Source organism: Aquidulcibacter sp., from assembly GCF_020253525.1.
Lineage (GTDB): Bacteria > Pseudomonadota > Alphaproteobacteria > Caulobacterales > Aquidulcibacteraceae > Aquidulcibacter.
The window spans coordinates 1-23,583 of the sequence record NZ_JADCBK010000012.1 but is presented as its reverse complement, the minus strand read 5'-3'; the positions used below and the strand labels follow the sequence as shown (position 1 = coordinate 23,583).

Genomic DNA, 23,583 nt, shown 5'->3' with positions numbered 1-23,583 from the left:
GTGCTGGTGGATGGCTGGCGCTTGGTGGCCGAAAGCCTCGTCCAAAGCTTTAGGGCCGTCCCGCCGGGTTAGCGGCCTACGACCGGCGCTGGTGGGGGATCACGCGGCGCATCGACGCCCGCACGTGCGGCAGGTCGGGCCGGAGCTTTCGCTTGGTTTTGCGCCGTTCTAGGAGCGGTATTGGCTGGGCGCGCCGGTGCGCGCTGGGCGGCGGCAGCCACGGCAGGGCTGCGTTGTGGCGGCAAGCTTGGCCGCACATCCGGCAGAAGGGGGGCTGCTTCTTTCGGGGCTGCCTCCGGCTGCAACGCTTTCGGCAATACAGACATAAGAGCCGCGCCTAAACGCCCTGTTGGGTTGCCATCGGTTGGACCAAGGGCGCGGGCAGCTTGGGCGGTATCGGCTTCGGTGGGTGCTTCAATCCGGTTCAAGCGATCCCGCAGGCGGCGCATCAGCCCATCATAAGGTGAGCCCCCGGTCGCGATTTTGACCGCGGACTGCAGTGCTGCGCTTGAGGGAATAGCCGTATCAGTCACCACTTTGAAGGCTTCGGCATAAGCACTCTTGCTCATGGCAGGCCCGTGGGTGCGCACCAGACCGCGATTAAAGCCATCCTCGCGCGCCATGGCTTGGGCAACGGCAACGCGCAGCACTTCACCGGCTTCCTCGGGGGACAAATTGGGCCGTGCAGGCGGCAGCGACGCTCTGGCATTCGCAGCCGCATTGGGCCAATCGCCGGCACGCATGTAGATTTCCGTCCGCACCCGCGCCGCATCGGGGGAATCGTCAAACTCAATGGTTTCCAGCGCATGATCTTTGCGGCCGAGCTCTGCCAAGCTTGCGGCTTCAATCAGGCGACGTTGCTCATTGAGTGGCTCTGGCAGAAGCGATACGCGGCTGTTCCAGATCGCGCGCAACGCTTCCTCAGGACGGCGGTCCATCAAATAAAGGGCGGCCAAATCGGTTGCGACTTGCGCTTTAGAAAAGCCTTCTAAGCGCTTGTCGACTTGGTGCTGCAGCAATTGGGTGGCTTGCGGCAAGAGGTCGAGCGCGACCAAACGCTCGGCTAAGCCACGCACCATGCGGTCGCCATCTGGGCCGATAGGGGCGAGGTTGCGGAAGTCATAAAAGAGCGCCAAGGCTTGGATCGGGTCCATACCGTCCGCACCGCCCTCTAGGAATAAGAACTTGAATTGCTGGAACAAATCATCGCGCAAGCGACGGGCCGCTGGCAAATCCGGCCGCAAAGTCGACGCGCTCGCCATCGTGGTCAGGCCAGAGCGAATATCGCCTGCTTGAATATAAAGCCCGCCCAAGCGCCGCAGAATATCCAATTCCAGATCATCGCCGCGCCACGTATAGCGCAGGGCATCAAGCGCCTTAATCGATTCAATGGGAGAGATTTTCCCGCTCGACTCGCCCAAATTGGCCTTCTCATAGGCAGCGCGCGCAGCGATTTCGCGATCTGGGGCAGTTGCCAGTTTCGTCAGCGCGACCAAAGCTTCGTTGACGCGCCCAGTCGCCCCCATGGCACGGGCCGACAAAAGGGCGGCCTTCAATTGGGTGAGACCTTCTTGCGCCTCACGTTGGGCGCTGTTGGCTGTCATCATCGCCAACGCGCCATCGCCTAATTCCAGCGCGGCATTACCATTGGCGATATTGAAACGGGCGCGATACTCCGGCTCAAAATTCTGTAAGGCCGTTTTACCGCGCTCAAAGCGGACACGGGCTTCAGCTGGATTACCGCTCATTTGCGCCGCCAAGCCTGCCCATAATTGCGCGGCTGGGTCTTCGGCGATTTCAGGCTCGCTCAATAATTCAAGCGCGGCTTTGCCATGCCCGCCCATAAGGGTGGCTATGCCCTCTAGAGCCAAAAGCTCTGGTGAACGCTCAAGAGCAGGAACATCGGACCGCAATTGGCGGATGACGCCTGAGGCTTCAGGCCCCAGGTCCCAAGCAATCAGGAAGCGCGCCAAGTCTAATCGCGCTGTGATCTTGTTGTTGGTGTCGCCCAATTCCACCGCAGCCTTGCGACGCAATTTATTGAGGTTATTGCTGAAATCAGCCTTTGGCCCCAATTGCCAAGATTTGAAGTCAATAAAGCCAGGGGCTGTCGCAGGACCAGCTTCCATGTCTTCAGAGCCGACAAGGCCCGACAAAGCCATGCCGTTTGGTCGAACCAGCACAAAGCCATCGACATCGCGGCGCAATTCAAAATCATCGGTCCGCGGGGCGACCACAAGGCCATGATACGTTTCGGGCAAAACCGCTTCTAAATACGAGCGCTGCGTTCCAAGACTGCTGACAGGGCCAAGCGCAAGGCCGACCAATAGCGTGTCACCCACTTCGGGATCAGTCACCATCCCGGTCGCTGCCCCATCAGGAACAAGCGCCTTCACGCGCGACGTCCCGTCTAAAGCCTGTTCGCGGACCAGTCCAACCGACCGGGGTGCCGTTTGGCGTTGTGGCGAGAGAACCACCTTCCACTTTGGGCCGATAGAGCTTGGGATGGCTTGAACTTCAGGCGGGGCAACGATGCGAACACCCGATACGCCTTCCCCGCGCACCTTTTCCATGCGGGTTACAAATTTGCCACTTGGAACCCGCCCGATATCCACATCTGCAGATGTGGCAAACAGGGCATAGATGGAATCGCCACGGCGATAAATGACAGCCGGGGCAGGCGCTTCAAACGCAAATTCCAATTGCAATTCTTTGCCGACCATCGCGCTACTCATCCGAACCCGACCGGATGGAGCTGGATCTGGGCGCTGGCTCAAAACGGCCTCTGCATCCATTTCGCTGGCTGCAGCTTGCGCGCCATTATCTAAGGATGGAGAGGCTTCGATGCCTTCGGCCTTGGGGGCCGCCTTGGGTGCAGCGTTACCTGCCACAGATTTTGCTGCCGGTGACCCGATTTTGTCGCCAGCCTCTTGCCGCAGAGCCTCAATCGTATCTGGATTTGCCCCTTCCGGCAGAATGTCGATCACAATCGAATTACCATCACGGCTGTGGCGCACCACGCTGCCCGGAGCAACATCGAGCAGGAATGAGGAATCGGTGGCGGAATTATAGCGTGCCGCGTCTTCAACCCGCGCAGGTGGGCGGTTGCGAATGGCGGCGGTATCAAAGGCAAACTTGCCGGGCAAGGCAATGGCCAAACGGTCGCCTCGACGCGCATAGCCATGGGCTGGAAGCGGAAATTGATTGCCCACGCGCGACAGACGCAATCGGGTAAATTCCTTGGCTTCGAACACATCCACTTGAATTCGGGGTGCACCAACCGGGGCAGCCCCGTTGATCATCTTTTTAGGTGCACCAGAACCATCTTCGCCCCCGCCCTCGCCGCCTTTGGCTTGGGTATCGGTGGAAGCAACGGCTTTGGGTTCGCCATCATAAGGCGGGGGCGCTTCGGCATTGGACAGAACAAAATCAAAGGCCTGCACATTCCCCACCCGGCTGGTTACCACCCGCGTAGGCTGCAGCAGGGCGACACGTATGGTGCGCTTATCAGAACTGAGGGCGGCAGAGGCGACAAAGTCTGGTGCGCCCGATGCATAGGCACTGGGGTCGGCTGCAATCGCGCGTGGCAAGCGGATCATCGCCAAGCCATTATTGGGTGTAGCAACCACGGTGGCGGAAAGATTGGTGCCGGCGGGCCAAGCAATTAAGAGGCGCGCATAGGTCGCATCTTGGCTGGCTGACAGTTTCACCCCTTTCAGGCCTTGCAGGGCAGCGGGGGCATTACCAGCGGCTGGGGCGGCATTTTGGCCATAGGCCATCGGCGGTGACGCAAGCGCCACGCAGACAACATAAGCAAGTAACCGACGCAATTTGGCCATCTGGTCTCTAAGTCAGATCTCTTATTCCCGCTGCTAAGCCACGTCTGGCCCAGTTTCTCGGGAAATCCGCTTATGCCTGAATCCGGTTAAGTTCCCCTTACCAGTGCTGGCTGGTTCGCAGAGGCAAAAGCGCCCGTAGATTAGGCCTTCGGGCGCTGCGCAGGATCGGCGGGGGCCTGGCCACTTGCGGCTTTTGCAGCAGGCTGTGGCGTTGAGGGATTATTGGGGGCTTTTGGCGTTGGGGCGCGCGGCGGCGTCGGCCCTGCCCCGGCGGGCCCTGTGCCCTTGGCATCTAAAGCCGCATTGGCAGCCGCAGACCCTCTTGGCGCTGGATTGCCCTTCGGCTGATTATTCGCCGCAGCTTGCTGACCAGGGGCCCTGGCAGGTGGTGCCTTAGCAGCAGGTGCCTTCGGTGCAGGTGCAGGGGTTGCGGGCGCGCCAGCATTTTGCGGGGCAGCTGGCGGATTGCCCGCCATGACGGGCAAGGCTGGGGCATCAATTTCAGCCAAACGACGGGTCACTTCGCGGGCACGCTCTGGCGACATTTTCGCCAAAATCAGCGAGAGCGGCTGCTCCTTCATTTTTTGGGCAATCTTCAACAGAACTTCGGTGTCTAAGCCTTCCCAAACAGCGGCAGCATCCTTGGGTTTCATCTTTTCATAGACCCGGACCAGCGAGGTAATGCGCTGAGATTCCAAATCATCAACTTGGCCCAATAGCTTCTGAAGATTACCTTCTACTGCTTTGAGCGCCGCCATTCTTTCTTGGATTTTTGCGTCCGTTGTCGCCAGTAGGTTTTCGCGGGTCACAATATCGCGCTCGCGCGTGTCCAACGTCTGGCGGCGCTCTTGCAAGGTTTGTAACAAGCGGAATTCAGCCGCACTGATGCCGGCTTCTTTGGCCAAATCGACAGGCAAACACATAGGCGGGCCGGCTTTTGGGGCAGCCGCAGCCGCGGCCCCATCTGCAGGCGCTGCAGGGGCGGCAGCTTCCTTCTTGGCAGGCTCTCCGGCCGCCATCGCATTGGTGGCATCAAAAGCAACGCGGCCGACTTGTGCCAAGCCGACCACGCCTAAACCTAAAGCCAAAGCCGTCAAAGGCCGAAGCTTAAACTTCATCTCAAACCACCCCATGTTTCAGTCAGCGGACGGGCGCGCCGTGCCAAGCGGAAATCGTCTTCTAATTCTTCTTCATCCCACCGCAGGTCACGGGATTGGCGGGCAGGTGCAGGCTCAGCGGCAGGGGCTGGCTTGACTTCAACCGCGCGCGCCGTCGTTACCAAAAATTTCAAGGCCTCAGCTGAGGCGCGCGCTTCTTCGATGCTGCGCTGGAGATCTTCGCCAGCAGCTTGCGAAACCGATTTGAGAGCCGCCACAGAGGCTTCAGCCCGGCCCACTGCCAAGGCCAGCTCTGCAGCCGCAGCCGCCACGCCATCCTTGCCTTCGCGAAGGGCTGTAATCTTGCGGTCCAGACGGATGCACAACACAGCCACGCCCAGCATAGCGACGGCCAAAATGACTTGCGCAATCGGGATATAAAGGTCGGTCATTGGTTCATCAGCTCCCGTCTTGCCGAGTTTGTGAGTGGCCCATCCAGACACAAAGCAATGGCGCGCCCCATCTTGCCCATGCGCCCTTTGGTCAAAGCAATCTGACCGCACCGTAATTCCACGCTGCCATCTGGGGGTTGGTTCAAGAACACGGTTTCACCGACCTTCAAGTTCAACAAGCGGCCCAAAGGCACCGGTAATTCGTCGAGGACGGCTTCAACCTGCATGTCCGTCGACCAAAGTTCGGTAGCCAAGTGGCCTTCCCAAATATTATCCCGACCAAATTTCTCACCCATGAATTGCTGGATGAGCATTTTACGAATTGGCTCAAGGGTTGCGTAAGGAAGAAGAAGCTCTACCCGCCCGCCCCGGTCTTCCATGTCGATCCGCATCTTGATCATGATGGCGGCGTTGGCGGGCCGCGCGATTGCGGCAAAGCGCGGGTTGGTCTCAATCCGATCGAGCGAGAAATCGACTTGCTTCAGCGGCTCAAAGGCAGCCTGCATATCTTGCAGGATCACTTCGATCATGCGCGTGACCAGCATGCGCTCAATCGTTGTATAGGGCCGGCCTTCAATGCGCATGGCTGTCGTACCCCGACGACCACCCAAAAGAACGTCTACAATCGAGTAAATCAGATTGGAATCAACGGTCATCAAGCCGTAATTGTCCAATTGCTCTGCCCGGAAAACCGCCAAAATGGCGGGCAGAGGAATGGAGTTTAGGTAATCGCCAAAGCGGATCGACGAAATATGATCAAGCGAGACTTCGACGTTATCGGAGGTGAAGTTACGCAGACTGGTGGTCATCAACCGTACCAAGCGGTCGAAGACGATTTCCAGCATCGGCAGACGTTCGTAAGAAACCAGTGCGGAATTAATGATCCCGCGAATACCGTTTTTCTCGTCGCTATCATCATCGCCTAGGTCAAAACCCAAAAGCGAGTCGATTTCGTCTTGGTTTAGAACCCGCTCAGCACCAATGGCAGAGGCAGAAATGGTCTTGCCGGTTTCCCCACCGACCATCGCCTCCCATTCGGCGGCAAAGGCATCATCGCCACCACCACCGCCGCCATCACCCATGGCCTCTGCTTCCCAAGCAGCCGCCATTGCATCTTGATCGAGATCATCCGCCATTATTGGACCAACATTTCTTCGATGAGCACGGCATCGACTTGGGCAGGGGCAATCGCCAAATTGACCCGCTTTAGAAGTTCAAGTTGCAAACGGGAGTAACCGGCCGAGCCTGCAATATCTTCCATCCGAAGCTCACGCAGGAAGCCGGTATATTGATCAAGAATGCGAGGCAGCAGCGGCTCAATTGCTGCGGCTGTTTCCATATCTTTTGCCTGTAAGGTGAGGCGAAGCTTCAAATAGGCCGGACGGGAATCTGCGGTGGCAATGTTGACGATCAAATCTGGCAAGGTCATGAAGCCCTCGCCATTAGGACCCTCAGCCAGCTTAACACCGCCCTCACCGTCCTTCTTCTCGCCACCCTTTTCGTCCTTGCCTTTTTCCTTCTTCTTCTCGTCCTTTTTCTTTTTCTCCTCTTCCTTGCCCTTTTCGCCATTCGCATCGGCTACGGCCGCAGGCTTTTTGGCAAAGACAAGGAAATAGGCCGCAGCCCCGCCACCACCCAACAGCAGGATGGCAGGCAAAACGATGAAGAGGATCAGCTGTTTGCCGGCAAGCTTCTTCTTGCCGCCACCGCCTTCTTCGCCTTCGGCACCATCGGCACCCTCAGGAGGAGCTTCACCCTTTTTCTCTTTTTTTCCGGCCATCAGATTCTCTCACAGGCTTAAACGGGCACCGACTCAGAGGGCGCACTTGGGCAGTTTTGCACGTTGGGAGTTAAGCCAATCGTGGTTAATGAAATGTCACCAAATCTTAACGAGGCGGCAAAAACTGCCGAGAGAAGGGTCGAAAAAGCCCTATCTGGACATTTTTTCACGGCATCATCTGCCGCAATCCCGCACCATCTATTTTAGAATATTGAATTTTAATGATTAATTCTTGGCCCGTCTCTTGCAAGATATGGGGCCTGGCTCAGAGAATTTGGTGCCAAAGCGCATCGTGAGCTCACCTAGAAGGTAGACATAGAGATGGACAATACACTTCTCATCACCGTTTCGGCCCAAAATGCCCTCCGGCGGCAAATGGATGTCGCCGCCAATAATATGGCCAACATGTCGACCGCTGGCTTCAAAGCAGAATCGGTCCTGTTTGAGCCTGTCATTCGCAGACCCGCTTCGATAGCTGAACGCCCCCGCACCGTTGAATTTGTCCGCGACTATACGATTGCCCGCGACTTCCGGCCCGGCGCCTTGCAGCGCACCGATAACCCTCTCGACTTTGCCTTGGCGGGTGAAGGCTATTTCACCGTGCAAACGCCACAAGGAAACGCTTATACGCGCGACGGCCGCTTCCAAATGGACACACAAGGCCGCATCGTCACAGGCGATGGCCGCCCCGTCCTCGACACCGCCGGTCAGCCAATCACTTTGGACCTAACCCAAGGCGAACCCTTAGTCGCCCAAAATGGCTCTATTTCGCAAAACGGCGTGACGGTCGCTCAATTGGGCATCGCCCGCTTTGACCGCCCAGGTGCCCTCGACAAAGTTGGCGACAATCTCTGGCGCCCGACGGGGGAAGCGGCGCAGGCTGCAGCCGACCCGCAAGTGGTGCAAGGCATGATTGAGGGCTCCAACGTTGTTGCCGTGACCGAGCTTACCCGCATCATGGAAATCAGCCGCGCCTTTGAAAGCGCGACCCGCCTGCAAAAACAAACTGAAGACTTGCGTGGCCGAGCGATTGAACGTCTCGCCCGGGTTCAATCCTAATCTGACTAAAGGACCAAGCACATGCGCTCTATGAATATCGCAGCTACCGGCATGTTGGCCCAACAGCTCAATGTTGAAGTCATTTCCAACAACATCGCCAACATGAACACCACAGGCTTTAAGCGCCAGCGGGCTGAGTTTCAGGATTTGATCTACCAAAACCTCGAACGTCCCGGTGCCACCACCTCGGATTCTGGTACGATTGACCCAACCGGTGTTCAAGTTGGTTATGGGGTGAAAACAGGGTCGGTCTATCGCATCGCCGAACAAGGCAGCCTAACCCGCACCGATAATAAGTATGATATGGCCATTAATGGTCGCGGCTATTTCCAAGTGCTTTTGCCAGATGGGCGGACGGCCTATACACGGGCGGGCAATTTTTCGTCCTCACCAACCGGCCAGATCGTGACGGGTGATGGCTATGTTGTGCAACCGGAAATCCAGATCCCCGACGGCGCGCTCGACTTCTCCATTTCGCCATCGGGGCAAGTTCAAGCCATCATCTCCGGGCAAACCGCACCACAAGACCTCGGCCAGATTACCCTCGCCAGCTTTGTGAACCCAGCAGGTCTGGAAGCCTTGGGCGACAATCTGTTGGTGGAAACTGCCGCCTCTGGGCCTGCCACTATTGGCAACCCAACCGGACCCGGCCTTGGCTCAATCAATCAGAATTATGTGGAAGCCTCCAACGTCAATCCCGTGTTTGAGATTTCAGCCCTCATCATCGCCCAGCGCGCTTATGAGATGAATTCCAAAGTCATCAATGCTTCTGATGAGATGATGCAAGCCACATCTCAAGTCCTCCGGTAAGGCCTAGATGAAGGCGCGCGCCCCTCTTCTTCGGCTTAGCTGGGCTTCTTGTCTGGCGATTGGCTTCATGGCCGCACCGCTGGTGCAGGTCAGCCCAAGCTTTGCCCAAAGCGCACAATCTGCGCCCGTCTTGTCGCTCAAAGCCAATCCGCGCTCCGACACGTCGCAAATCACCTTTGGCGACGTGTTTAATAATGCCGGGGCTTTTGCCAATCAGCCGATTGCGCGCTCGCCCGGCCCCGGTCAAATGGTGGTGTTTGGCGCAGGGCCCCTACAAGCCCGTGCCCGTGCCGCAGGGCTTAACTGGCCAAACCGCGAAGGTGTGCGCCAGGTGGTTGTTAATGGCCCCGGTCGTAGCGATCCGCTGGTCCCCATCCTACCCACAGCCGCTACTCCCAGCGTGCCAGAAATCCGCCAGCGTGCCGGTGCAGCAGCAGCCCCTGCCCGGCCTGAAGCCTTAGCCGTTCTTGGGCGTACCATTCAGCGCGGGGAAACGATCCAAGCCGAAGACGTGGTTTGGATCGATACACCTTCCAATGCCCCTCGCGATGCTCTGGCCGATCCTGAAGCCTTGATCGGCAAGACCGCTAAACGCGTCTTACTGGCCAATGCGCCTTTGCGGGCTATGGATGTGATGGATACTCCCTCGGTTCGGCGCAACGAACCTGTCACCCTGATTTATGAGGCCGAAGGCCTCAAATTATCGGTGCGCGGTAAAGCGCTGGGCGATGCGGCCATTGGGGCCAATGTCAAAGTTTTAAACCCACAATCCAACAAAGTGCTGGAAGCCATTGTCGATGGCCCGGGCACAGCCCGCGTGATGCTAAGCCAGCTTTCGGCCCGGGTGCCTAATCAGAATGGAGTCAATTGATGCAAAAGTTGAGCATGATGATTGTAGCCGCCCTGACCTTGACTGGATGCGCTTCCACCATTGAAGAAGTGCGCAGCGCGGGTAAGCCGCCCGAAGTCACCCCGATTGAGAATCCAGCCTATGCCGCAACCGGGCGTCGCCAAGTTGTGATGCCCATGCCCGCCCAGCAAATGAGCCAAGCCTCGTCCAATTCGCTGTGGAAAGCAGGCTCGCGCCAATTCTTCAATGACCCGCGTGCCTCCAATATCGGCGACATTTTGACCGTTTTGATCCAGATCAATGATCAGGCGCAATTGAACAATTCGACCGGCCGCACCCGTAAATCCACCATGGATGGTGGGGTGACCAATTTCTTTGGCCTTGAACAATTGCCCGGCAAGGTTCTCCCAGAAGGTTTTGATCCATCCACGATGGTCGGGGCTAGTTCCAATGGCGCGTTTTCGGGTCAGGGCCAAGTTGCGCGGAACGAGCGGGTCGATATGACGGTTGCTGCCATCGTCACGCAGGTTCTACCAAACGGCAATTTGGTTGTGGCAGGCCGCCAAGAAGTGCGCATCAATAATGAATTGCGCGAGTTGTTGGTGTCTGGAATTGTAAGGCCACAGGACATTACCTCAGCCAATCAGGTTCGCCATACGCAAATGGCCGAAGCCCGCATCTCTTACGGTGGGCGCGGCCAAATCACGGCCTATCAACAGCCCCCCAAGGGCCAGCAGATTCTGGGAGCTATCAGCCCCTTCTAGTCGGGGCTGATGGGAAAGCTTAGTCGTCGCGGTGAATACGCTCTGACCGCTCGTGGCGCTCTTGGGCTTCCAAGCTCAAAGTCGCGACGGGGCGGGCCATCAAACGACCCAGTGAGATAGGTTCACCCGTTTCATCGCAATAGCCGTAAGACCCATCGTCAATCCGGCGCAAGGCTGCATCAATCTTGGAGATCAATTTGCGCTGACGATCGCGGGCGCGCAGTTCAATGCTTTTGTCGGTTTCAGCAGAAGCCCGGTCAGCCACATCTGGCAGCGAGGCTGTTTCGCTCTGCAGATGGGACAAAGTATCCTTGGAGTCGGCTAGGATGGAGTCTTTCCAATCCTGAAGCTTCTTGCGGAAATACTCACGCTGCCGTTCATTCATGAACTCTTCGTCGTCGGAAGGCACATAGTCACTAGGAACACCGGTGTTTGGCATAACTATCGTCGTCATGACGTACCCCTGTTTCTGCATGTGATCGATAAAGGCATCGCACGATGTCTTCGCGCTATAGTGAAGCCCGAGACGGCTCGCAAGGCGCTTGAAACATTGGTCTGGGCGCTTAACTGCTAAAACAATTGACAATTGGTCGTGATCGACGGGCAAGCTTGGCAAATTGGAGGCCTAATGGGCCTAAAGTGCGCGCTCAAGCTTGGCGAGTTCGACTTCGGCGCGCAATTCAACATCATCGAGAAGCGCGTTGAGGGCCGGGTCATCAACAGCATCGCGATGTTCCCGCAAGGTTTGAGACAAGCGCGCCACTTGTTCGCGGCTGACACCGCCACCCAGAATGGCAAGGCGTATTTCGTCCAATTGATCGAGCAGAGTCGACGAGCGGCGCGTGGCCCTGCGGCGACGCTCCACGATATCGTCTTCGCCTTGCAAGGCCAGTAAAGCCCCGACATTGGCAATCGAATTGGCCGACATCGCGCGATTGACTTGCGCAGGCCCACCCTCGACTTGCCCTGGCAAGACGAATCCCGGTGCCGCACCGCCTGTGGCACGGCGGGCCCCAGCGAGTGTGGATGTGGACGTGGGCGCATTCACTTTCATGGAAACGAGTCATGAGCTGCCTCGGTTAAGACCTGATTAATGGGTGATAAAACAGATCTAGCAGACGGCAGAATGGGCCCAGCCCTAGGCAAAGCTTGCCGATGCCTCGACTAGACCGGGCCGAACCTTTTTTTCGAAGCCCTTGTTTTGTTTGCGCTTTATTCAGCCATCTTGCGGCATGGATTTAGCATGGCACGTTGCAATGACACAGATATTTACGCCCGTATTCCGTCTTGTTTCTGCCGCCCTACTTCTGGGGCTGATCAGCCTTGGCTGTGCCTTGCCCTCACAGGCGATGGCCCAATCCCGCATCAAAGATTTGGTGCAGATTGAAGGGGTGCGCGATAACCAATTGATCGGTTATGGCATTGTGGTGGGTCTGGCTGGGACTGGTGATGGCTTGCGCAATTCGCCCTTCACCAAGCAAAGCCTTGAAGCCATGCTCGAGCGGATGGGCGTCAATACGCGCGAACAAAATCTGCAAACTAAAAACGTTGCTGCCGTGATGGTCACGGCCAGCCTGCCCCCCTTTGCCACCCAAGGCACACGTCTAGACATTTCGGTTTCAGCCTTTGGTGACGCCAAGAGCCTTGAAGGCGGTACCTTGCTGGTGACCCCCTTGATGGGCGCGGATGGGCAAGTTTATGCGGTAGCCCAAGGCCAATTGACGGTTGGTGGCTTCACCGCCACCGGCAATTCTGGCACCAGCGTCAGCCGGGGTGTTAGCACCAATGGCCGCATTGCCAATGGGGCGGTCATTGAGCGCGAGCTTCATTTCGACCTCGCAGGTCAGACTGAACTTCGCCTTGCCCTGCGCAACCCTGATTTCACCACCGCCCGCCGCATCGCCAATGCCATCAATGCCAATCTTGGCGTCGCGGCTGCCTCGGTCGACAATCCTTCGACGGTGGTTTTGTCCAAACCGATTGGCTATCCCGGCGATATGGTGAGCCTGATTAGCCGGGTTGAGCGCTTGACGGTGACGCCAGATCTGGTGGCCAAGATTGTGGTCGATGAAGCGTCTGGCATTGTGGTGATGGGCGACAATGTGCGCGTATCAACGGTGGCAGTAGCCCAAGGCAATCTCACCGTTTCGGTGCAAGAGACACCCTTGGTTAGCCAGCCAAACCCCTTAAGCCAAGGCGAGACGACCGTGGTGCCGCGCTCTAGCGTGACGGTTGAAGAAGATAAGGGTGACCTCACCGTTATTCGCGGTGGCGTGCCGCTGCGCGATCTGGTCGAGGGCCTCAATTCATTGGGCGTCAACCCGCGCGACCTCATTCAAATTCTCCAGGCGCTAAAGGCCTCTGGTGCGCTGCAAGCTGACATCGAAGTGATGTAAGGGACCCAAGAAGATGGACTCAATTGCCCCAGTTATGCCCTTCCCCCAAACCCAATCTGCTTCGGTGGAAGTTTTGGGCGCGCGTGCCAAAACGCTGAAATCGGAAGCCGAAATGGACAAGACCGCGCGTGAATTTGAGCGCATGGCCTTGGCGCAAATGCTGTCACTGATGGAAACGGACACCGATATGTCGGACTCCATGTTTGGCGGTGGTGCCGCAGAGCGCGCCTTCCGGCCCTTCCTGACCGAGGAATATGCCAAGGGCTTTAGCGATCAAGGCGGGATCGGGATCGCCACAGCCGTGAAGCGTGAAATGTTGAAAATCCAAGAGCGTGCGCAAGCAGCGGGAGTATAATCATGACCCTATTGGCCAACGACCCCAGCGACTTAATGGATCAATTGATTTTATTGACGCGCAGGCTTGCCGATCTTGCCGAACGCCAAGCGGCTCTGTTTGAAGGCAGCCGGTTTTTGGAAGCCCAGGCCTTGAACGAAGAATCTGCCCGGCTGGCCAATGTATATGCGCTGGAAAGCCGCCGTATTGCGCAAAATCCGACGGTGCTGGAAGGTGTGCCTCCGGTACTGAAAGCGACACTGACCGTTGAGACAGAGCGCTTTCGAGCCGCGATGCAGGCCCATGAGCGGGCTCTGGGCCGTCAACGCGCTTTGGCTGAAGGCTTGGTTCGCGCCATTGCTGAAGAGGCCGTGGCTGCCCGCCCTGCCCCCGTGGCCTATGGACCGGGCGCGCAAGCCCTTCGCGATACCAGTGCGGTTGCGTTAGATCGTCGGGCTTAAGCGCTTTATTTGACGAACGCCAAACAGCAAAAAGGCCGCCCCAAGGGGCGGCCTTCGTGTTTGGGACTATGCCTTTGGCTTAGTGCTCAACGTTGCGCCACACTTGGCGGTACGAGAACCACAAGAGGATGGTGAGGATCAGCAAGAAGCCCATCACCCCAAAGCCAGTGATCTTGCGTTGGGTCTGATGGGGTTCAGACGCCCAGCTCAAGAAAGCCACCACGTCATGGGCCATTTGGTCCACCGTAGGCTTTACACCCTTATTGGCGTCGGTTTCCGCATAGGTGACTTGGTCATCCACCATAGGCGGGCCCATGGCGATCACGCCGCCGGGCATATAGGGGTTATAGTGCTTGCCCTCTGGGATCGACTTGCCCTTTGGCGGCTCTTGATCATAGCCGGTCAATAGCGAATAGACATAGTCTCCGCCATTATAACGGGCCTTAATCAAGGCGGACATGTCGGGCGGCATGGAGCCACCATTGGCAGCCTTTGCCTGTGCCGCGGTTTCAAACGGCGAGACAAATTTGTCGGATGGCAAAGCAGGACGCTCAACCTCATTGCCGTCCGCATCAATGACTTTCACCGTATAATTGGCCGCAATGGCCTTTACGACGGGGTTGTCATTCGGGTTTGGATATTTCGGGTCATAGAATGGACCATGCTCATCACCGAGGTTGCGGTAATGCAGCAAGTTCATGGAATGGCAGCCCGAACAGACTTCCTTATAGATTTGGAAGCCGCGTTGAAGCTGGGCCCGGTCAAAGCGACCAAATGGGCCTTCCCACGAGCCATTGACTTCGCGTGGGTGCTTAGCCTCACCAGCAGCTTGAGCGCTGCTGGTGAAGGCGACCACGGAGACAAGGCCCAAGACCCCGGCGATGAATCGGCGTGCGAAAGTTGGTTTCATTACAAAGTTCCTCATTCCGCCGGTACAGCTGCAGGTGATACGCCTGCCGACTTTTTGTGCGATTGCAGGATGGAATCTGCAATCGATGCCGGTGGGGTTTGGGGTTTCTCGATCACACCAAGAACTGGCAGGACGACCAAGAAATAGGCGAAGTAGTAGATCGTGCAGATCAAGGAGATCACGGTCCAGGGTGGTTCAGCCGGCATGGCACCACACACGGCCAACATCAGGAAGTTCAGCACAAAGGCAAACCACCACATGCGAGCCACTGGGCGATAGCGCATGGACTTGATCTTGGACGAGTCGAGCCAAGGCAGCGCGAACAAGATCAAGATAGCCCCACCCATCGCGATCACGCCGCCGAACTTGGCATCAATGATCAAGATGTCGAACGTGATGGCGCGCAGGATCGCATAGAAGGGCAAGAGATACCATTCAGGCACGATGTGTGCAGGCGTCACTTGGTTGTTGGCTGGGATATAATTGTCTGGGTGACCCAAGGTGTTGGGGCCGAAGAAGACAAAGCCAGCGAAGATCAACAAGAAGACGCAGATCGCAAACGCATCCTTCACCGTGTAATAGGGGTGGAATGGCAGGGTTTCTTTCTTCACATCTTGAACTTCAACACCGGTTGGGTTGTTGTTGCCAGGCACGTGCAGCGCCCAGATGTGCAACACCACCACGCCTGCAATCACGAATGGCAAGAGATAGTGCAGCGAGAAGAAGCGGTTCAGCGTCGCATTATCAACCGCAAAACCACCGAGCAACCAGGTCTTGATCGAGTCACCGATGAAAGGCACGGCACCCACGATGTTGGTGATCACGGTTGCGCCCCACAAGGACATTTGGCCCCAAGGCAAAACATAACCCATGAAGGCGGTGATGATCATCAACAAGAAGATGATCACGCCCAAGCCCCACAGAATTTCGCGGGGTGCCTTGTATGAGCCGTAATAGAGACCACGGAAGATGTGGATATAGACGGCCAAGAAGAACATGCTGGCCCCGTTGGAGTGCATGAAGCGGATCAACCAACCATAGTTGACGTCCCGCATGATGCGCTCAACCGAATTATAGGCCATATCGATATGGGGCACATAATGCATCGCGAGGATGATGCCCGTGATGATTTGGCTGGCCAAACAGACTGCCAAAATGCCGCCGAAAGTGTACCAATAATTCAGGTTCTTCGGCGTCGGAAAATCGATCATCGTGTCATTCATAAACCGCACGATCGGCAGCCGTGTATCCAACCACTTTTCGAGGTCGGACTTAGGCACATAGCTTGAAGGTCCACTCATGTTCGTATCATCCAATCTTTACGACTGTGCCGCCGGTATAGACATATGGCGGAATGGGCAGGTTTTTCGGGGCGGGGCCTTTGCGGATGCGACCGGCAGTATCATAGTGCGAGCCATGGCATGGGCAGAACCAGCCGCCATACTCACCAATATAGCCAGGCTCAGCAATGCCGACTGGGATACAGCCCAAATGCGTGCAGTTTGCTTCCATGATCAGATACTCGGGCTTACCGGGCTGTTCATTGGATTGCATCGTGCGCTGCTCATCGGTCTGGGGATCCTTCAGATCGGCAGCGTCATCCTTCTTGCCTTGCGCGATTTCCTCAGCCGTCCGGTGACGGACGAAGAGGGGCTTACCGCGCCACATGATTTTGGTTTGCGAACCTTCGGCGACTTTGGACACATCAAATTCAATCGATGCCAAAGCGCGCGTATCGGCTGCTGGATTCATTTGATTGATGAGCGGCCAAGCCAGCATGGCGGCACCGCCCGCTGCTACGGCCCCCGTCGCGACATGGATCATGTCACGCCGTGTTGGTTCTCCGGTCTCGCCGGCTACTTCATGATTGGTGGCTGACACCTTGCTACTCCCGCATTCACACACGTCCAAAAGTCGTTTACCGCTTGAAATAGGGCGATAATGCCTTTTGAACGTGCGACGGAACGCCGCATCTCGCGGCACCCCCTCCAAAGATGAGATTGCATAACGTGCGCCTAGCTCTCTTTCAACCAGATATCGCGCCAAATCTCGGTGCGGCCATTCGTCTTACCGCATGCCTTAGCATTGGGTTAGACGTGATTGAACCCTGCGGTTTTCCTTTATCAGACAAGACCTTAAAGCGTGCTTCCCTCGATTATGGTAACAAGTGTGACTGGCAACGCCACGATAGTTTTGCTGCATTTGCAGCCTCCGCAGAGCGGAGAAATAGCAGGATTGTGTTGATCGAGACGGAAGGAAGCACGCGTTTGACTGATTTCGTCTTTGAACCGAGCGATATTTTGATGCTGGGGCGTGAAACAGAAGGGACACCGCCCGATGTCATCGCCGCTTGTCACGCCTGTGTGCGCATTCCGATGGCGGCAGGACTGCGGTCTTTGAATGTGGTGACAGCGGGAGCTATCGCCTTAACCGAAGCCATGCGACAAACTGGCCGATGGGCGGCGCTAGATTAGCGTTGTAGGGAGGAAACCCGGGACCACTTTCCCGGGACGAGAACGATAAGACGAGGGCAGTATGAGCGAGCAAGAAGACCGTAAAGCACAAGCAAGGGCATGGTTTGAATCCTTGCGCGACCAGATCATGCAAGCCTTTGAAACCCTTGAAGACGAAGCAGACCCCGCCCTCTATCCCGGAAGCCCCGGCCGATTTGTCCGCACGCCTTGGAACCGCAAGGAAGAAGGCGGCGGTGGCGGTGTGATGGGGATTATGAAGGGCCGCCTGTTTGAAAAAGTCGGCGTTCATGTCTCCACCGTCATGGGCACGTTTCCGGCAGACTATGCCAAGACCATTCCTGGTGCCTCTGAAGATCCCCGCTTTTGGGCTTCCGGCATTAGTTTGATTGCCCATATGACCAATCCGCGCGTGCCGGCAGTTCATATGAACACACGTATGCTGGCGACAACCGAAAGCTGGTTTGGCGGTGGTGCCGATTTGACGCCTTTGATGGCCTATCAACGCACTGACGATTTCCCCGACACCATCACCTTTCATGCGGCGATGAAGAAGGCCTGTGATGCGCACGACCCCAGCTATTATGCGAAGTTCAAAGAGTGGTGCGACACCTATTTCTATCTGCCCCACCGCGAAGAACCCCGCGGGATTGGCGGCATTTTCTATGATCATCACAATAGCGGGTCTTGGGACAAGGACTTTGCCTTCACCCAAGATGTCGGCCGGGCCTTTCTCGCGGTCTATCCCGAGATTGTGCGCGGTCGCATGAATGAGACATGGACCGAGGATGAGCGCGAAGCCCAATTGATCCAGCGTGGCCGCTATGTGGAATATAATCTGCTCTATGATCGCGGCACCACCTTTGGCCTCAAGACGGGTGGCAATGTGGAGAGCATTCTCTCCTCCATGCCGCCAGTGGTGAAGTGGCCCTGATTGGTTCCATCGAGGCAGGCGACACTGTAGCCGTTTTAGGCGAAGACTTGGCGGGCTTTAGCGTTTCAGGCTAAAGCGCCGCCATGATCTGCCGTTCTTTATTCCTATTCTTGGGCGTTTCCGCCTTTTTGTCCTTGGCACCCGCTTTGGCCCAAGCGGCGCCCCCTGCCCCCGCCACCTTGGACCGCCTTTATGAAAAGGTTGCGTGTGAGAGCGCTGGTCAAAGCTTTAGCGGGGCCGATTTGCGCCAACGCTTGATCCTGCAGGCGGGTCTGCCCATGACAGGCGCGCTGTTACAAGCAATTGAAACCCGCAGCCTGGGACAATTAGCGGCCAACAGCACCGAACCTGCCTTGGCAGCGCTTCTTACCTCGACCATTTCCGTCTTGGCAGCGCCTGAGGGCGGCGAGGCACGCTTTATCCTCACCGGGCAAACTGCCCCCGATGCGCGGGCACGCGCGATTGCCTTCCTCAATGGCGAGACGGACGGCATCAGCTTGACGTGTAAGGCCGCCTCGCCCCCGCTTCCAGCCAACCCAGCCGTCATCGTGCCCGCCAAAGAGCCAGCGGCGAAGCGGCGCGGCTTGATCTTGGCCGATAGCAAGAATGACTTCATCAAACCGCCGCGGGAGCGTGGGTTTGCCACCTTGGGCTTTGAGGAAGATAAGGCTGCCGACACGCGCTTGTTGAATGCAAGCTTGGCCCTTGCCATTGAGCCCATTCTGTTTGCCAAGCCATCAGAGACCACAGAATTACGCTGGACCCCCTTTGTGCAATATAACCGCCGGGCCGCCCGATCTGGCCGGGAAGAGGTCAATGATCTGACATTGGGCAACAGTTTTATCTTCCGCAATCCAAAGCAGGCAGGCGGGGCGATTGGTTTTGGCTCTATGGCCTTTCAAACCGATGATGCAGCCAAAGCCGCTGTTTGGGTTGGCGATGCGCTGATCGACTTTCCCCGCGTGCGCCCCTGCACCCGACGCGACGCGCTGGGCTGGGCGATGCGGTGTAATCTGTCCATCGTGGTCGATTATGCAGACGTTCAAGACCCCGGCGACAGCCAGAAGCTGGCTGAACTCGACACTTATTTTCGCGGCGGGATGAATTTGGGCCTCAGTGCCGAACAGAATTTCGGCTTTGGCGTGATCACCATCTCCAGCAGCTATAATGGCCGCTATGATATTACCAGTCGCAAGGCCTCTGGCGGAATTTTCTCGGTCGGTGCGGGCCTTAGACCCTCTGCAGGCTCCAACATCTCGCTTGAGACACGCTATACGCGCGGTACCACAATCAACACCTTGGTCGATGTCGACAAAATCACGCTAAGGCTGGGCTATCGGCTCTAGGGTTTGCGGCCCTAATAAGCGTGGGTTTCATAAACCTTGTGGATATTGCCACCCCACTCGCCGTGATAGCGCTCAAGCAAGCGTTGGGCCGGCGTCATGCCGCTGGCTGCGATCTCGTCGAGCTCGCTCAAGAAGCCTGTTTCATCATCACCTGATGCATTCAACTTGGCGCGGGCGCGCAAGCCTTGGCGGGCAATGGCCAAAACGTCCTTGGCAACATCTTGCGCGCTTCGACCACGAATAGGCGCTTTAAGGCCCAAGAACGGCACCGTGCGGCGCAGGCTTTCGCGGTCTTCAGCGGTCCAATCCTTGACCAATTCCAACGCAGCTTCGGTTGCTGCATCATCATAGAGCAGGCCAACAAAGAGGGCGGGTAAAGCACAAAGCCGCGACCAAGGCCCCGCATCGGCACCACGCATTTCAAGGAAGGTTTTTAGCCGCACTTCTGGGAAGCAAGTCGTCAAATGGTCTTCCCAGTCCTTCATGGTCGGCTTTTCACCGGGAAGCTCTGGCAAGCGTCCTGCCATGAAGTCGCGGAAAGAACGCCCTGCCAGATTGAGATATTCGCCTTTGCGCTTGGCAAAATACATGGGCACATCAAGGGCCCACTCAGCATAGCGGGCAAAGCTCATGCCCGGCTCAAACACAAATGGCAGCATGCCGGTGCGGTCGGGGTCTGTATCGCTCCACACATGGGCGCGATAGCTCAAAAAGCCATTGGTACGGCCTTCGGCAAAGGGCGAATTGGCAAACAAGGCAGTCGCAATGGGTTGCAAAGCAAGCGAGGCGCGGAATTTCTTGACCATGTCGGCCTCTGAACCAAAGTCCAGATTGGTCTGTACGGTACAAGAGCGGAACATCATTTGTCGCCCAAGACGGCCAACTTTGGGCATATAATCCCGCATGATCTTATAGCGGCCCTTGGGCATCAGCGGAATGTCTTCCAAACTATGCAAGGGGTTAAAGCCAAGGCCCAAAAAGCCAATACCAAGCTTGTCGGTCACGGTGCGCACATCGGCCAAATGGGCACCGACTTCGGTACAGGTCTGGTGCAAATGCTCTAAAGGCGCGCCAGACAATTCAAACTGGCCACCGGGTTCCAGCGTGATCGAGGCCATGCCCTGTTTGAGGCCAATGATCGCCTCGCCTTCATAGATCCCATCCCAGCCCGATAGGGTTTTCATCCCGTCCAGCAGGGCCTGTACGCCAGTGTCTCCCGCATAGGGCACAGGCGCATGCGTGCCTTTGTAAAAGCCGAACTTTTCGTGCTCGGTCCCGATTTTCCATTCCGACTTCGGCTTTGGCCCCGCATCAAAATAGGGCAACAAATCCTCAAATGTCTCAATCGGGCGGGAGGGGTCTTGTGTATCGGCCATACGAAAATGTCTCTTGCGACGTGTCTTTCACGCCGATGTGAGTTAGGGCGCGTTTATGACAGGCGCAAGAAGGCCAATTGGATTTTGCCGCCTTTATGCTGTCAAGGCGTGTGCAAACTGATGGTTGACGTCGCGGTGCTTGGCTTCATCCTCGCGCACCGCCAGCACCACATCGCGCAAGCGGGCGTCTGGGGCCAATTGCCAATAATCAATCGCGATGGCCGGTGCTGGCACATTCTCCAGCCGTCCGGCATCAATCTCGGCCAGATAAGACGTATAGCTAATCACCGCTTCTTCTTCGAAATAGCCTACCATCCGATGCGCTGTGCGGGGGAAGAAGAGATAGAGCACAAAGAAGGCGTTGAAGAATACGCCTTGCGCCAACAGGATCAACAAACGCTCCAGCCAGTTTGGCTTGGCGATGGCCACAAAAGTCATCAGATGCATGCGCTCGTTTTGCGATTCATCCAGCAGGGTTTGAATCCAGCCATGGTCATCTTCCATCCGGCGCAAGCTGCGCATATGTACCAACATGCCAGCCACCATGCCGGGCACGGCGGCGACTGTTTCTAGAACAACCGCTCGGTGCCCATAGCGCTTGGCGAAAAAGCGATCGGCAAAAAAGCGCAACACGCGGGTCAGACCCAAAGCCACCCGATCTGAGAGGTCTTTTGGGGCTTGATGAAACTCCAAGGGGTTCGCCGCTTCATAAGGGTAACCCGACGCCGTGGTCATGCTTGTCTCCTGCTTTTGGCCACCTGTCGCGCATTATTGCCTCAAGGTCCAAACAAGAGATGGTGATGGGGCCCAAATTCGAGAATGCGACGCAATGTCGCCCCCCCCCTTTTTGTCCCTACGCCCAATCGCCCCACGCACTTTGAATCAGCGTTAGGCCCGCAAATGTGGCGGTATCGGCGCGCAAAATACGGGGGCCTAAATGAACCGGGCGCACCAAGGGGCTTGCCCGAAGCTTTTCCCGCTCAGCGGGGGTAAAGCCACCTTCTGGCCCGGTTAGAAGTGCGACTTGGGTGGGCCTATCGGCCAAAGCTTCAGCGACCGAGATCGCATCGCCTGCTTCATCGGCAAACAGGATACACCGCGCTTCAGCCTTGGGATCAAGCAAGCTCATTAGGCTGATGGCCTCATGCACCTCCGGCACAAACAAGGTGCCGCATTGTTCGGCGGCTTCAGCTGCCCGACTGCGCAAGCGCTCCAGATTAAGTTTGCGCACAATGGTGCGCTCGGTCAGCACCGGGCGGATGCGCGCCACGCCAAGTTCGGTTGCTTTTTCGACAATCGTATCGGTCCGGTCCCCTTTGATGGGCGCAAACAAAAGGTCAAGGTCGCAGACGGGGGTTTGGGAACGCGTCTGTTCGGCGCAAACGGCTTCTGCCCCCTTTTTGCCAATCTGGCTGAGGTGGGCGAGCCACTCACCATCGCGACCATTGAACAACAAGACCGCCGCGCCCACGGGCAAGCGCAGCACATGGGCGAGATAATGCGCCTGCCCACTATCGAGCCCCACCACCCGATCTTGGCCCAAATCAGAGGCGACATAGAGGCGTTGGCTCGGCTTCATCTTTCACTCATTTGGCTAGACCCCTTGCGCGGGGCGACAGGTGATGCGCACACTTCAAGCTTATGCCGGAGGAAGCAAGATGGCCAACGACAAGAAGTCTTCAAAAGCTGCAAGCGACCCGACCAAATCCAAAATGTCCGATGCCGAATTTCTTGAACGGCTTGAGCCCCTGCAAGTCGCCCTCGTCACCACCCAGCAATGGCTGATGGAGACAGGCGCAAAAGTTCTCATCATCTTTGAAGGCCGCGATGCGGCCGGCAAAGACGGCACAATCAAGCGCATGATTGAGCATATGAGTGCGCGCTCCACCCGGGTTGTCGCCCTGCCCAAACCGTCGGACCGGGAAAAAACCCAATGGCATTTCCAACGCTATGCCGCCCATTTGCCAGCCGCCGGTGAAGTCGTGATCTTTAACCGCTCGTGGTATAATCGTGGCGGGGTAGAGCCCGTGATGGGCTTTTGTACGCCGGAAGAACATGCCGATTTCTTGCGCGATGTCGTCCCCTTTGAAACCATGTTGAGTGAATCAGGCACCCATATCATCAAACTGTGGCTGGATATCAGCCGCGAAGAACAAGCCCGTCGGCTGGAAGAACGCCGCACCGACCCCCTCGCCCGCCTCAAAATCAGCCCGCTGGATGCGGTCGCGCAGGAAAAGTGGGATGACTATTCGGCTGCGCGCGATGAAATGCTCAAAGCCACCCATACCTCTCGCACCCCTTGGTATTGCGTCCGGGCCGATTCCAAAAAGCACGCCCGCCTCGCCATCATCAGCCACGTCCTGCACCAACTCGCCTGCCCAAAACTGGAAGACCAGGTGCCTGAACCCTCCAGCGAGCTTTTGTTTAAGTTTACCGCCAAAGCGATCAAGGACGGCCGATTGGCGGAGTGAGGGTGGCCTTTTCGCATGGAAGGTTCTGGTGCAGGCCCTACCCGCGCACAAGGCAAACACGATTGTTCGTGGGCGATTTGACGCAACACATCGCCCAACCGCTTCTAGATAAAGACTCTCCCCACCCCCACGATGTCATCCCCGCCGAAGCGTGAGCGAAGAGCGGGGACCTTGTGGGACTTTGCGGCAGGAGGTCCCCGATTGGCTGACGCCATCGGGGATGACATCCCTTG

Annotated in this window: 24 protein-coding genes; 11 read left to right on the top strand and 13 right to left on the bottom strand. The window is 57.0% G+C overall.

Annotated elements, in window-relative coordinates:
• Window positions 1-68: 68 nt before the first annotated feature.
• From IOB61_RS01840 to IOB61_RS01820, 5 genes are all read right to left on the bottom strand, one after another.
• Window positions 69-3,839: a hypothetical protein gene (locus IOB61_RS01840; protein WP_290811323.1), complete on the bottom strand. Its 3,771-nt coding sequence runs from the start codon at window positions 3,837-3,839 to the stop codon at window positions 69-71.
• Between the two features lie 140 nt (window positions 3,840-3,979).
• Window positions 3,980-4,957 (bottom strand): hypothetical protein, encoded by a 978-nt coding sequence (locus IOB61_RS01835; protein ID WP_290811320.1) that lies wholly within the window; start codon window positions 4,955-4,957, stop codon window positions 3,980-3,982.
• On the bottom strand, window positions 4,954-5,388 hold the full coding sequence (locus IOB61_RS01830; RefSeq protein WP_290811318.1) for a DUF6468 domain-containing protein: 435 nt from the start codon (window positions 5,386-5,388) through the stop codon (window positions 4,954-4,956). The genes IOB61_RS01835 and IOB61_RS01830 overlap by 4 nt, the downstream gene beginning before the upstream one ends.
• A complete protein-coding gene (gene fliM / locus IOB61_RS01825) occupies window positions 5,385-6,413 on the bottom strand; it encodes a flagellar motor switch protein FliM (RefSeq protein ID WP_269798749.1) in 1,029 nt (342 codons plus the stop codon). The genes IOB61_RS01830 and fliM overlap by 4 nt, the downstream gene beginning before the upstream one ends.
• Before the next feature lie 110 nt (window positions 6,414-6,523).
• A complete protein-coding gene (locus IOB61_RS01820; protein WP_290811316.1) occupies window positions 6,524-7,168 on the bottom strand; it encodes a flagellar basal body-associated FliL family protein in 645 nt (214 codons plus the stop codon).
• A 321-nt stretch (window positions 7,169-7,489) separates the two neighbouring features.
• Between IOB61_RS01820 and flgF the strand changes: the two genes are divergently transcribed.
• From flgF to flgH, 4 genes are all read left to right on the top strand, one after another.
• Window positions 7,490-8,227, top strand: a complete 738-nt coding sequence (gene flgF / locus IOB61_RS01815; RefSeq protein ID WP_085338101.1) for a flagellar basal-body rod protein FlgF — start codon at window positions 7,490-7,492, stop codon at window positions 8,225-8,227.
• 21 nt (window positions 8,228-8,248) lie between these two features.
• Window positions 8,249-9,037, top strand: coding sequence for a flagellar basal-body rod protein FlgG (flgG, locus tag IOB61_RS01810; protein WP_290811310.1), 789 nt, complete (start codon window positions 8,249-8,251; stop codon window positions 9,035-9,037).
• A gap of 67 nt (window positions 9,038-9,104) precedes the next feature.
• Window positions 9,105-9,908: a flagellar basal body P-ring formation chaperone FlgA gene (flgA, locus tag IOB61_RS01805; RefSeq protein ID WP_290811308.1), complete on the top strand. Its 804-nt coding sequence runs from the start codon at window positions 9,105-9,107 to the stop codon at window positions 9,906-9,908.
• Window positions 9,908-10,651, top strand: a complete 744-nt coding sequence (gene flgH, locus IOB61_RS01800) for a flagellar basal body L-ring protein FlgH (protein WP_290811305.1) — start codon at window positions 9,908-9,910, stop codon at window positions 10,649-10,651. The genes flgA and flgH overlap by 1 nt, the downstream gene beginning before the upstream one ends.
• A 19-nt stretch (window positions 10,652-10,670) precedes the next feature.
• Here flgH and dksA read toward each other — a convergent pair whose 3' ends face one another.
• Window positions 10,671-11,090, bottom strand: a complete 420-nt coding sequence (dksA, locus tag IOB61_RS01795; RefSeq protein ID WP_085338105.1) for an RNA polymerase-binding protein DksA — start codon at window positions 11,088-11,090, stop codon at window positions 10,671-10,673.
• Window positions 11,091-11,285: 195 nt separating this feature from the next.
• Entirely contained in the window at window positions 11,286-11,705 is a 420-nt protein-coding gene (locus IOB61_RS01790; RefSeq protein WP_290811302.1) for a flagellar assembly protein FliX, read from the bottom strand.
• A 202-nt stretch (window positions 11,706-11,907) separates the two neighbouring features.
• Here IOB61_RS01790 and IOB61_RS01785 point away from each other — a divergent pair, with 202 nt between their 5' ends.
• The 3 genes from IOB61_RS01785 to IOB61_RS01775 are packed head-to-tail and all read left to right on the top strand — an operon-like array spanning window position 11,908 to window position 13,842.
• Complete coding sequence (locus IOB61_RS01785) at window positions 11,908-13,047, top strand: flagellar basal body P-ring protein FlgI (protein ID WP_290811299.1); 1,140 nt, start codon at window positions 11,908-11,910, stop codon at window positions 13,045-13,047.
• 13 nt (window positions 13,048-13,060) lie between these two features.
• Window positions 13,061-13,402: a rod-binding protein gene (locus tag IOB61_RS01780; RefSeq protein WP_290811296.1), complete on the top strand. Its 342-nt coding sequence runs from the start codon at window positions 13,061-13,063 to the stop codon at window positions 13,400-13,402.
• A gap of 2 nt (window positions 13,403-13,404) precedes the next feature.
• The gene (locus tag IOB61_RS01775; protein ID WP_290811293.1) at window positions 13,405-13,842 is read left to right on the top strand and encodes a flagellar basal body protein; all 438 of its coding nucleotides are present in this window, start codon (window positions 13,405-13,407) and stop codon (window positions 13,840-13,842) included.
• Between the two features lie 79 nt (window positions 13,843-13,921).
• On the opposite strand, the gene IOB61_RS01770 is transcribed toward IOB61_RS01775, so the two are convergent.
• From IOB61_RS01770 to petA, 3 genes are read right to left on the bottom strand one after another with little or no spacing between them, the layout of a single operon-like run.
• Window positions 13,922-14,752 carry a cytochrome c1 gene (locus tag IOB61_RS01770; protein ID WP_106407528.1) on the bottom strand — a complete coding sequence of 277 codons (831 nt, stop codon included), beginning with the start codon at window positions 14,750-14,752 and terminating at the stop codon, window positions 13,922-13,924.
• 11 nt (window positions 14,753-14,763) lie between these two features.
• A complete protein-coding gene (locus IOB61_RS01765; RefSeq protein WP_290811287.1) occupies window positions 14,764-16,053 on the bottom strand; it encodes a cytochrome b/b6 in 1,290 nt (429 codons plus the stop codon).
• Between the two features lie 7 nt (window positions 16,054-16,060).
• Entirely contained in the window at window positions 16,061-16,633 is a 573-nt protein-coding gene (petA, locus tag IOB61_RS01760; RefSeq protein ID WP_269798748.1) for a ubiquinol-cytochrome c reductase iron-sulfur subunit, read from the bottom strand.
• A 113-nt stretch (window positions 16,634-16,746) separates the two neighbouring features.
• Between petA and IOB61_RS01755 the strand changes: the two genes are divergently transcribed.
• The 3 genes from IOB61_RS01755 (at window position 16,747) to IOB61_RS01745 (ending at window position 19,503) form a co-directional block, all read left to right on the top strand.
• Window positions 16,747-17,226, top strand: a complete 480-nt coding sequence (locus IOB61_RS01755; RefSeq protein WP_367272789.1) for a tRNA (cytidine(34)-2'-O)-methyltransferase — start codon at window positions 16,747-16,749, stop codon at window positions 17,224-17,226.
• A 61-nt stretch (window positions 17,227-17,287) separates the two neighbouring features.
• Complete coding sequence (gene hemF / locus IOB61_RS01750) at window positions 17,288-18,157, top strand: oxygen-dependent coproporphyrinogen oxidase (protein ID WP_290811279.1); 870 nt, start codon at window positions 17,288-17,290, stop codon at window positions 18,155-18,157.
• 83 nt (window positions 18,158-18,240) lie between these two features.
• A complete protein-coding gene (locus tag IOB61_RS01745; protein WP_290811276.1) occupies window positions 18,241-19,503 on the top strand; it encodes a hypothetical protein in 1,263 nt (420 codons plus the stop codon).
• 11 nt (window positions 19,504-19,514) lie between these two features.
• Here IOB61_RS01745 and IOB61_RS01740 read toward each other — a convergent pair whose 3' ends face one another.
• From IOB61_RS01740 to IOB61_RS01730, 3 genes are all read right to left on the bottom strand, one after another.
• Window positions 19,515-20,879: a glutamate--cysteine ligase gene (locus IOB61_RS01740; RefSeq protein ID WP_290811273.1), complete on the bottom strand. Its 1,365-nt coding sequence runs from the start codon at window positions 20,877-20,879 to the stop codon at window positions 19,515-19,517.
• 93 nt (window positions 20,880-20,972) lie between these two features.
• On the bottom strand, window positions 20,973-21,614 hold the full coding sequence (locus tag IOB61_RS01735) for an alternative oxidase (protein WP_290811270.1): 642 nt from the start codon (window positions 21,612-21,614) through the stop codon (window positions 20,973-20,975).
• Window positions 21,615-21,732: 118 nt separating this feature from the next.
• Entirely contained in the window at window positions 21,733-22,458 is a 726-nt protein-coding gene (locus IOB61_RS01730) for a 16S rRNA (uracil(1498)-N(3))-methyltransferase (RefSeq protein ID WP_290811267.1), read from the bottom strand.
• A 133-nt stretch (window positions 22,459-22,591) separates the two neighbouring features.
• On the opposite strand from IOB61_RS01730, the gene ppk2 reads away from it, so the two are divergent.
• Complete coding sequence (ppk2, locus tag IOB61_RS01725; RefSeq protein ID WP_290811326.1) at window positions 22,592-23,350, top strand: polyphosphate kinase 2; 759 nt, start codon at window positions 22,592-22,594, stop codon at window positions 23,348-23,350.
• Window positions 23,351-23,583: the final 233 nt, after the last annotated feature.

Excerpts from the sequence above, each read along its gene's own strand:
- IOB61_RS01840 (WP_290811323.1), bottom strand. The coding sequence starts at position 3,839 with ATGGCCAAATTGCGTCGGTTACTTGCTTATGTTGTCTGCGTGGCGCTT.
- IOB61_RS01835 (WP_290811320.1), bottom strand. The coding sequence starts at position 4,957 with ATGAAGTTTAAGCTTCGGCCTTTGACGGCTTTGGCTTTAGGTTTAGGC.
- IOB61_RS01830 (WP_290811318.1), bottom strand. The coding sequence starts at position 5,388 with ATGACCGACCTTTATATCCCGATTGCGCAAGTCATTTTGGCCGTCGCT.
- fliM (WP_269798749.1), bottom strand. The coding sequence starts at position 6,413 with ATGGTCGGTGGGGAAACCGGCAAGACCATTTCTGCCTCTGCCATTGGT.
- IOB61_RS01820 (WP_290811316.1), bottom strand. The coding sequence starts at position 7,168 with ATGGCCGGAAAAAAAGAGAAAAAGGGTGAAGCTCCTCCTGAGGGTGCC.
- flgF (WP_085338101.1), top strand. The coding sequence starts at position 7,490 with ATGGACAATACACTTCTCATCACCGTTTCGGCCCAAAATGCCCTCCGG.
- flgG (WP_290811310.1), top strand. The coding sequence starts at position 8,249 with ATGCGCTCTATGAATATCGCAGCTACCGGCATGTTGGCCCAACAGCTC.
- flgA (WP_290811308.1), top strand. The coding sequence starts at position 9,105 with ATGGCCGCACCGCTGGTGCAGGTCAGCCCAAGCTTTGCCCAAAGCGCA.
- flgH (WP_290811305.1), top strand. The coding sequence starts at position 9,908 with ATGCAAAAGTTGAGCATGATGATTGTAGCCGCCCTGACCTTGACTGGA.
- dksA (WP_085338105.1), bottom strand. The coding sequence starts at position 11,090 with ATGCCAAACACCGGTGTTCCTAGTGACTATGTGCCTTCCGACGACGAA.
- IOB61_RS01790 (WP_290811302.1), bottom strand. The coding sequence starts at position 11,705 with ATGAAAGTGAATGCGCCCACGTCCACATCCACACTCGCTGGGGCCCGC.
- IOB61_RS01785 (WP_290811299.1), top strand. The coding sequence starts at position 11,908 with ATGACACAGATATTTACGCCCGTATTCCGTCTTGTTTCTGCCGCCCTA.
- IOB61_RS01780 (WP_290811296.1), top strand. The coding sequence starts at position 13,061 with ATGGACTCAATTGCCCCAGTTATGCCCTTCCCCCAAACCCAATCTGCT.
- IOB61_RS01775 (WP_290811293.1), top strand. The coding sequence starts at position 13,405 with ATGACCCTATTGGCCAACGACCCCAGCGACTTAATGGATCAATTGATT.
- IOB61_RS01770 (WP_106407528.1), bottom strand. The coding sequence starts at position 14,752 with ATGAAACCAACTTTCGCACGCCGATTCATCGCCGGGGTCTTGGGCCTT.
- IOB61_RS01765 (WP_290811287.1), bottom strand. The coding sequence starts at position 16,053 with ATGAGTGGACCTTCAAGCTATGTGCCTAAGTCCGACCTCGAAAAGTGG.
- IOB61_RS01755 (WP_367272789.1), top strand. The coding sequence starts at position 16,747 with ATGAGATTGCATAACGTGCGCCTAGCTCTCTTTCAACCAGATATCGCG.
- hemF (WP_290811279.1), top strand. The coding sequence starts at position 17,288 with ATGAGCGAGCAAGAAGACCGTAAAGCACAAGCAAGGGCATGGTTTGAA.
- IOB61_RS01745 (WP_290811276.1), top strand. The coding sequence starts at position 18,241 with ATGATCTGCCGTTCTTTATTCCTATTCTTGGGCGTTTCCGCCTTTTTG.
- IOB61_RS01740 (WP_290811273.1), bottom strand. The coding sequence starts at position 20,879 with ATGGCCGATACACAAGACCCCTCCCGCCCGATTGAGACATTTGAGGAT.
- IOB61_RS01735 (WP_290811270.1), bottom strand. The coding sequence starts at position 21,614 with ATGACCACGGCGTCGGGTTACCCTTATGAAGCGGCGAACCCCTTGGAG.
- IOB61_RS01730 (WP_290811267.1), bottom strand. The coding sequence starts at position 22,458 with ATGAAGCCGAGCCAACGCCTCTATGTCGCCTCTGATTTGGGCCAAGAT.
- ppk2 (WP_290811326.1), top strand. The coding sequence starts at position 22,592 with ATGTCCGATGCCGAATTTCTTGAACGGCTTGAGCCCCTGCAAGTCGCC.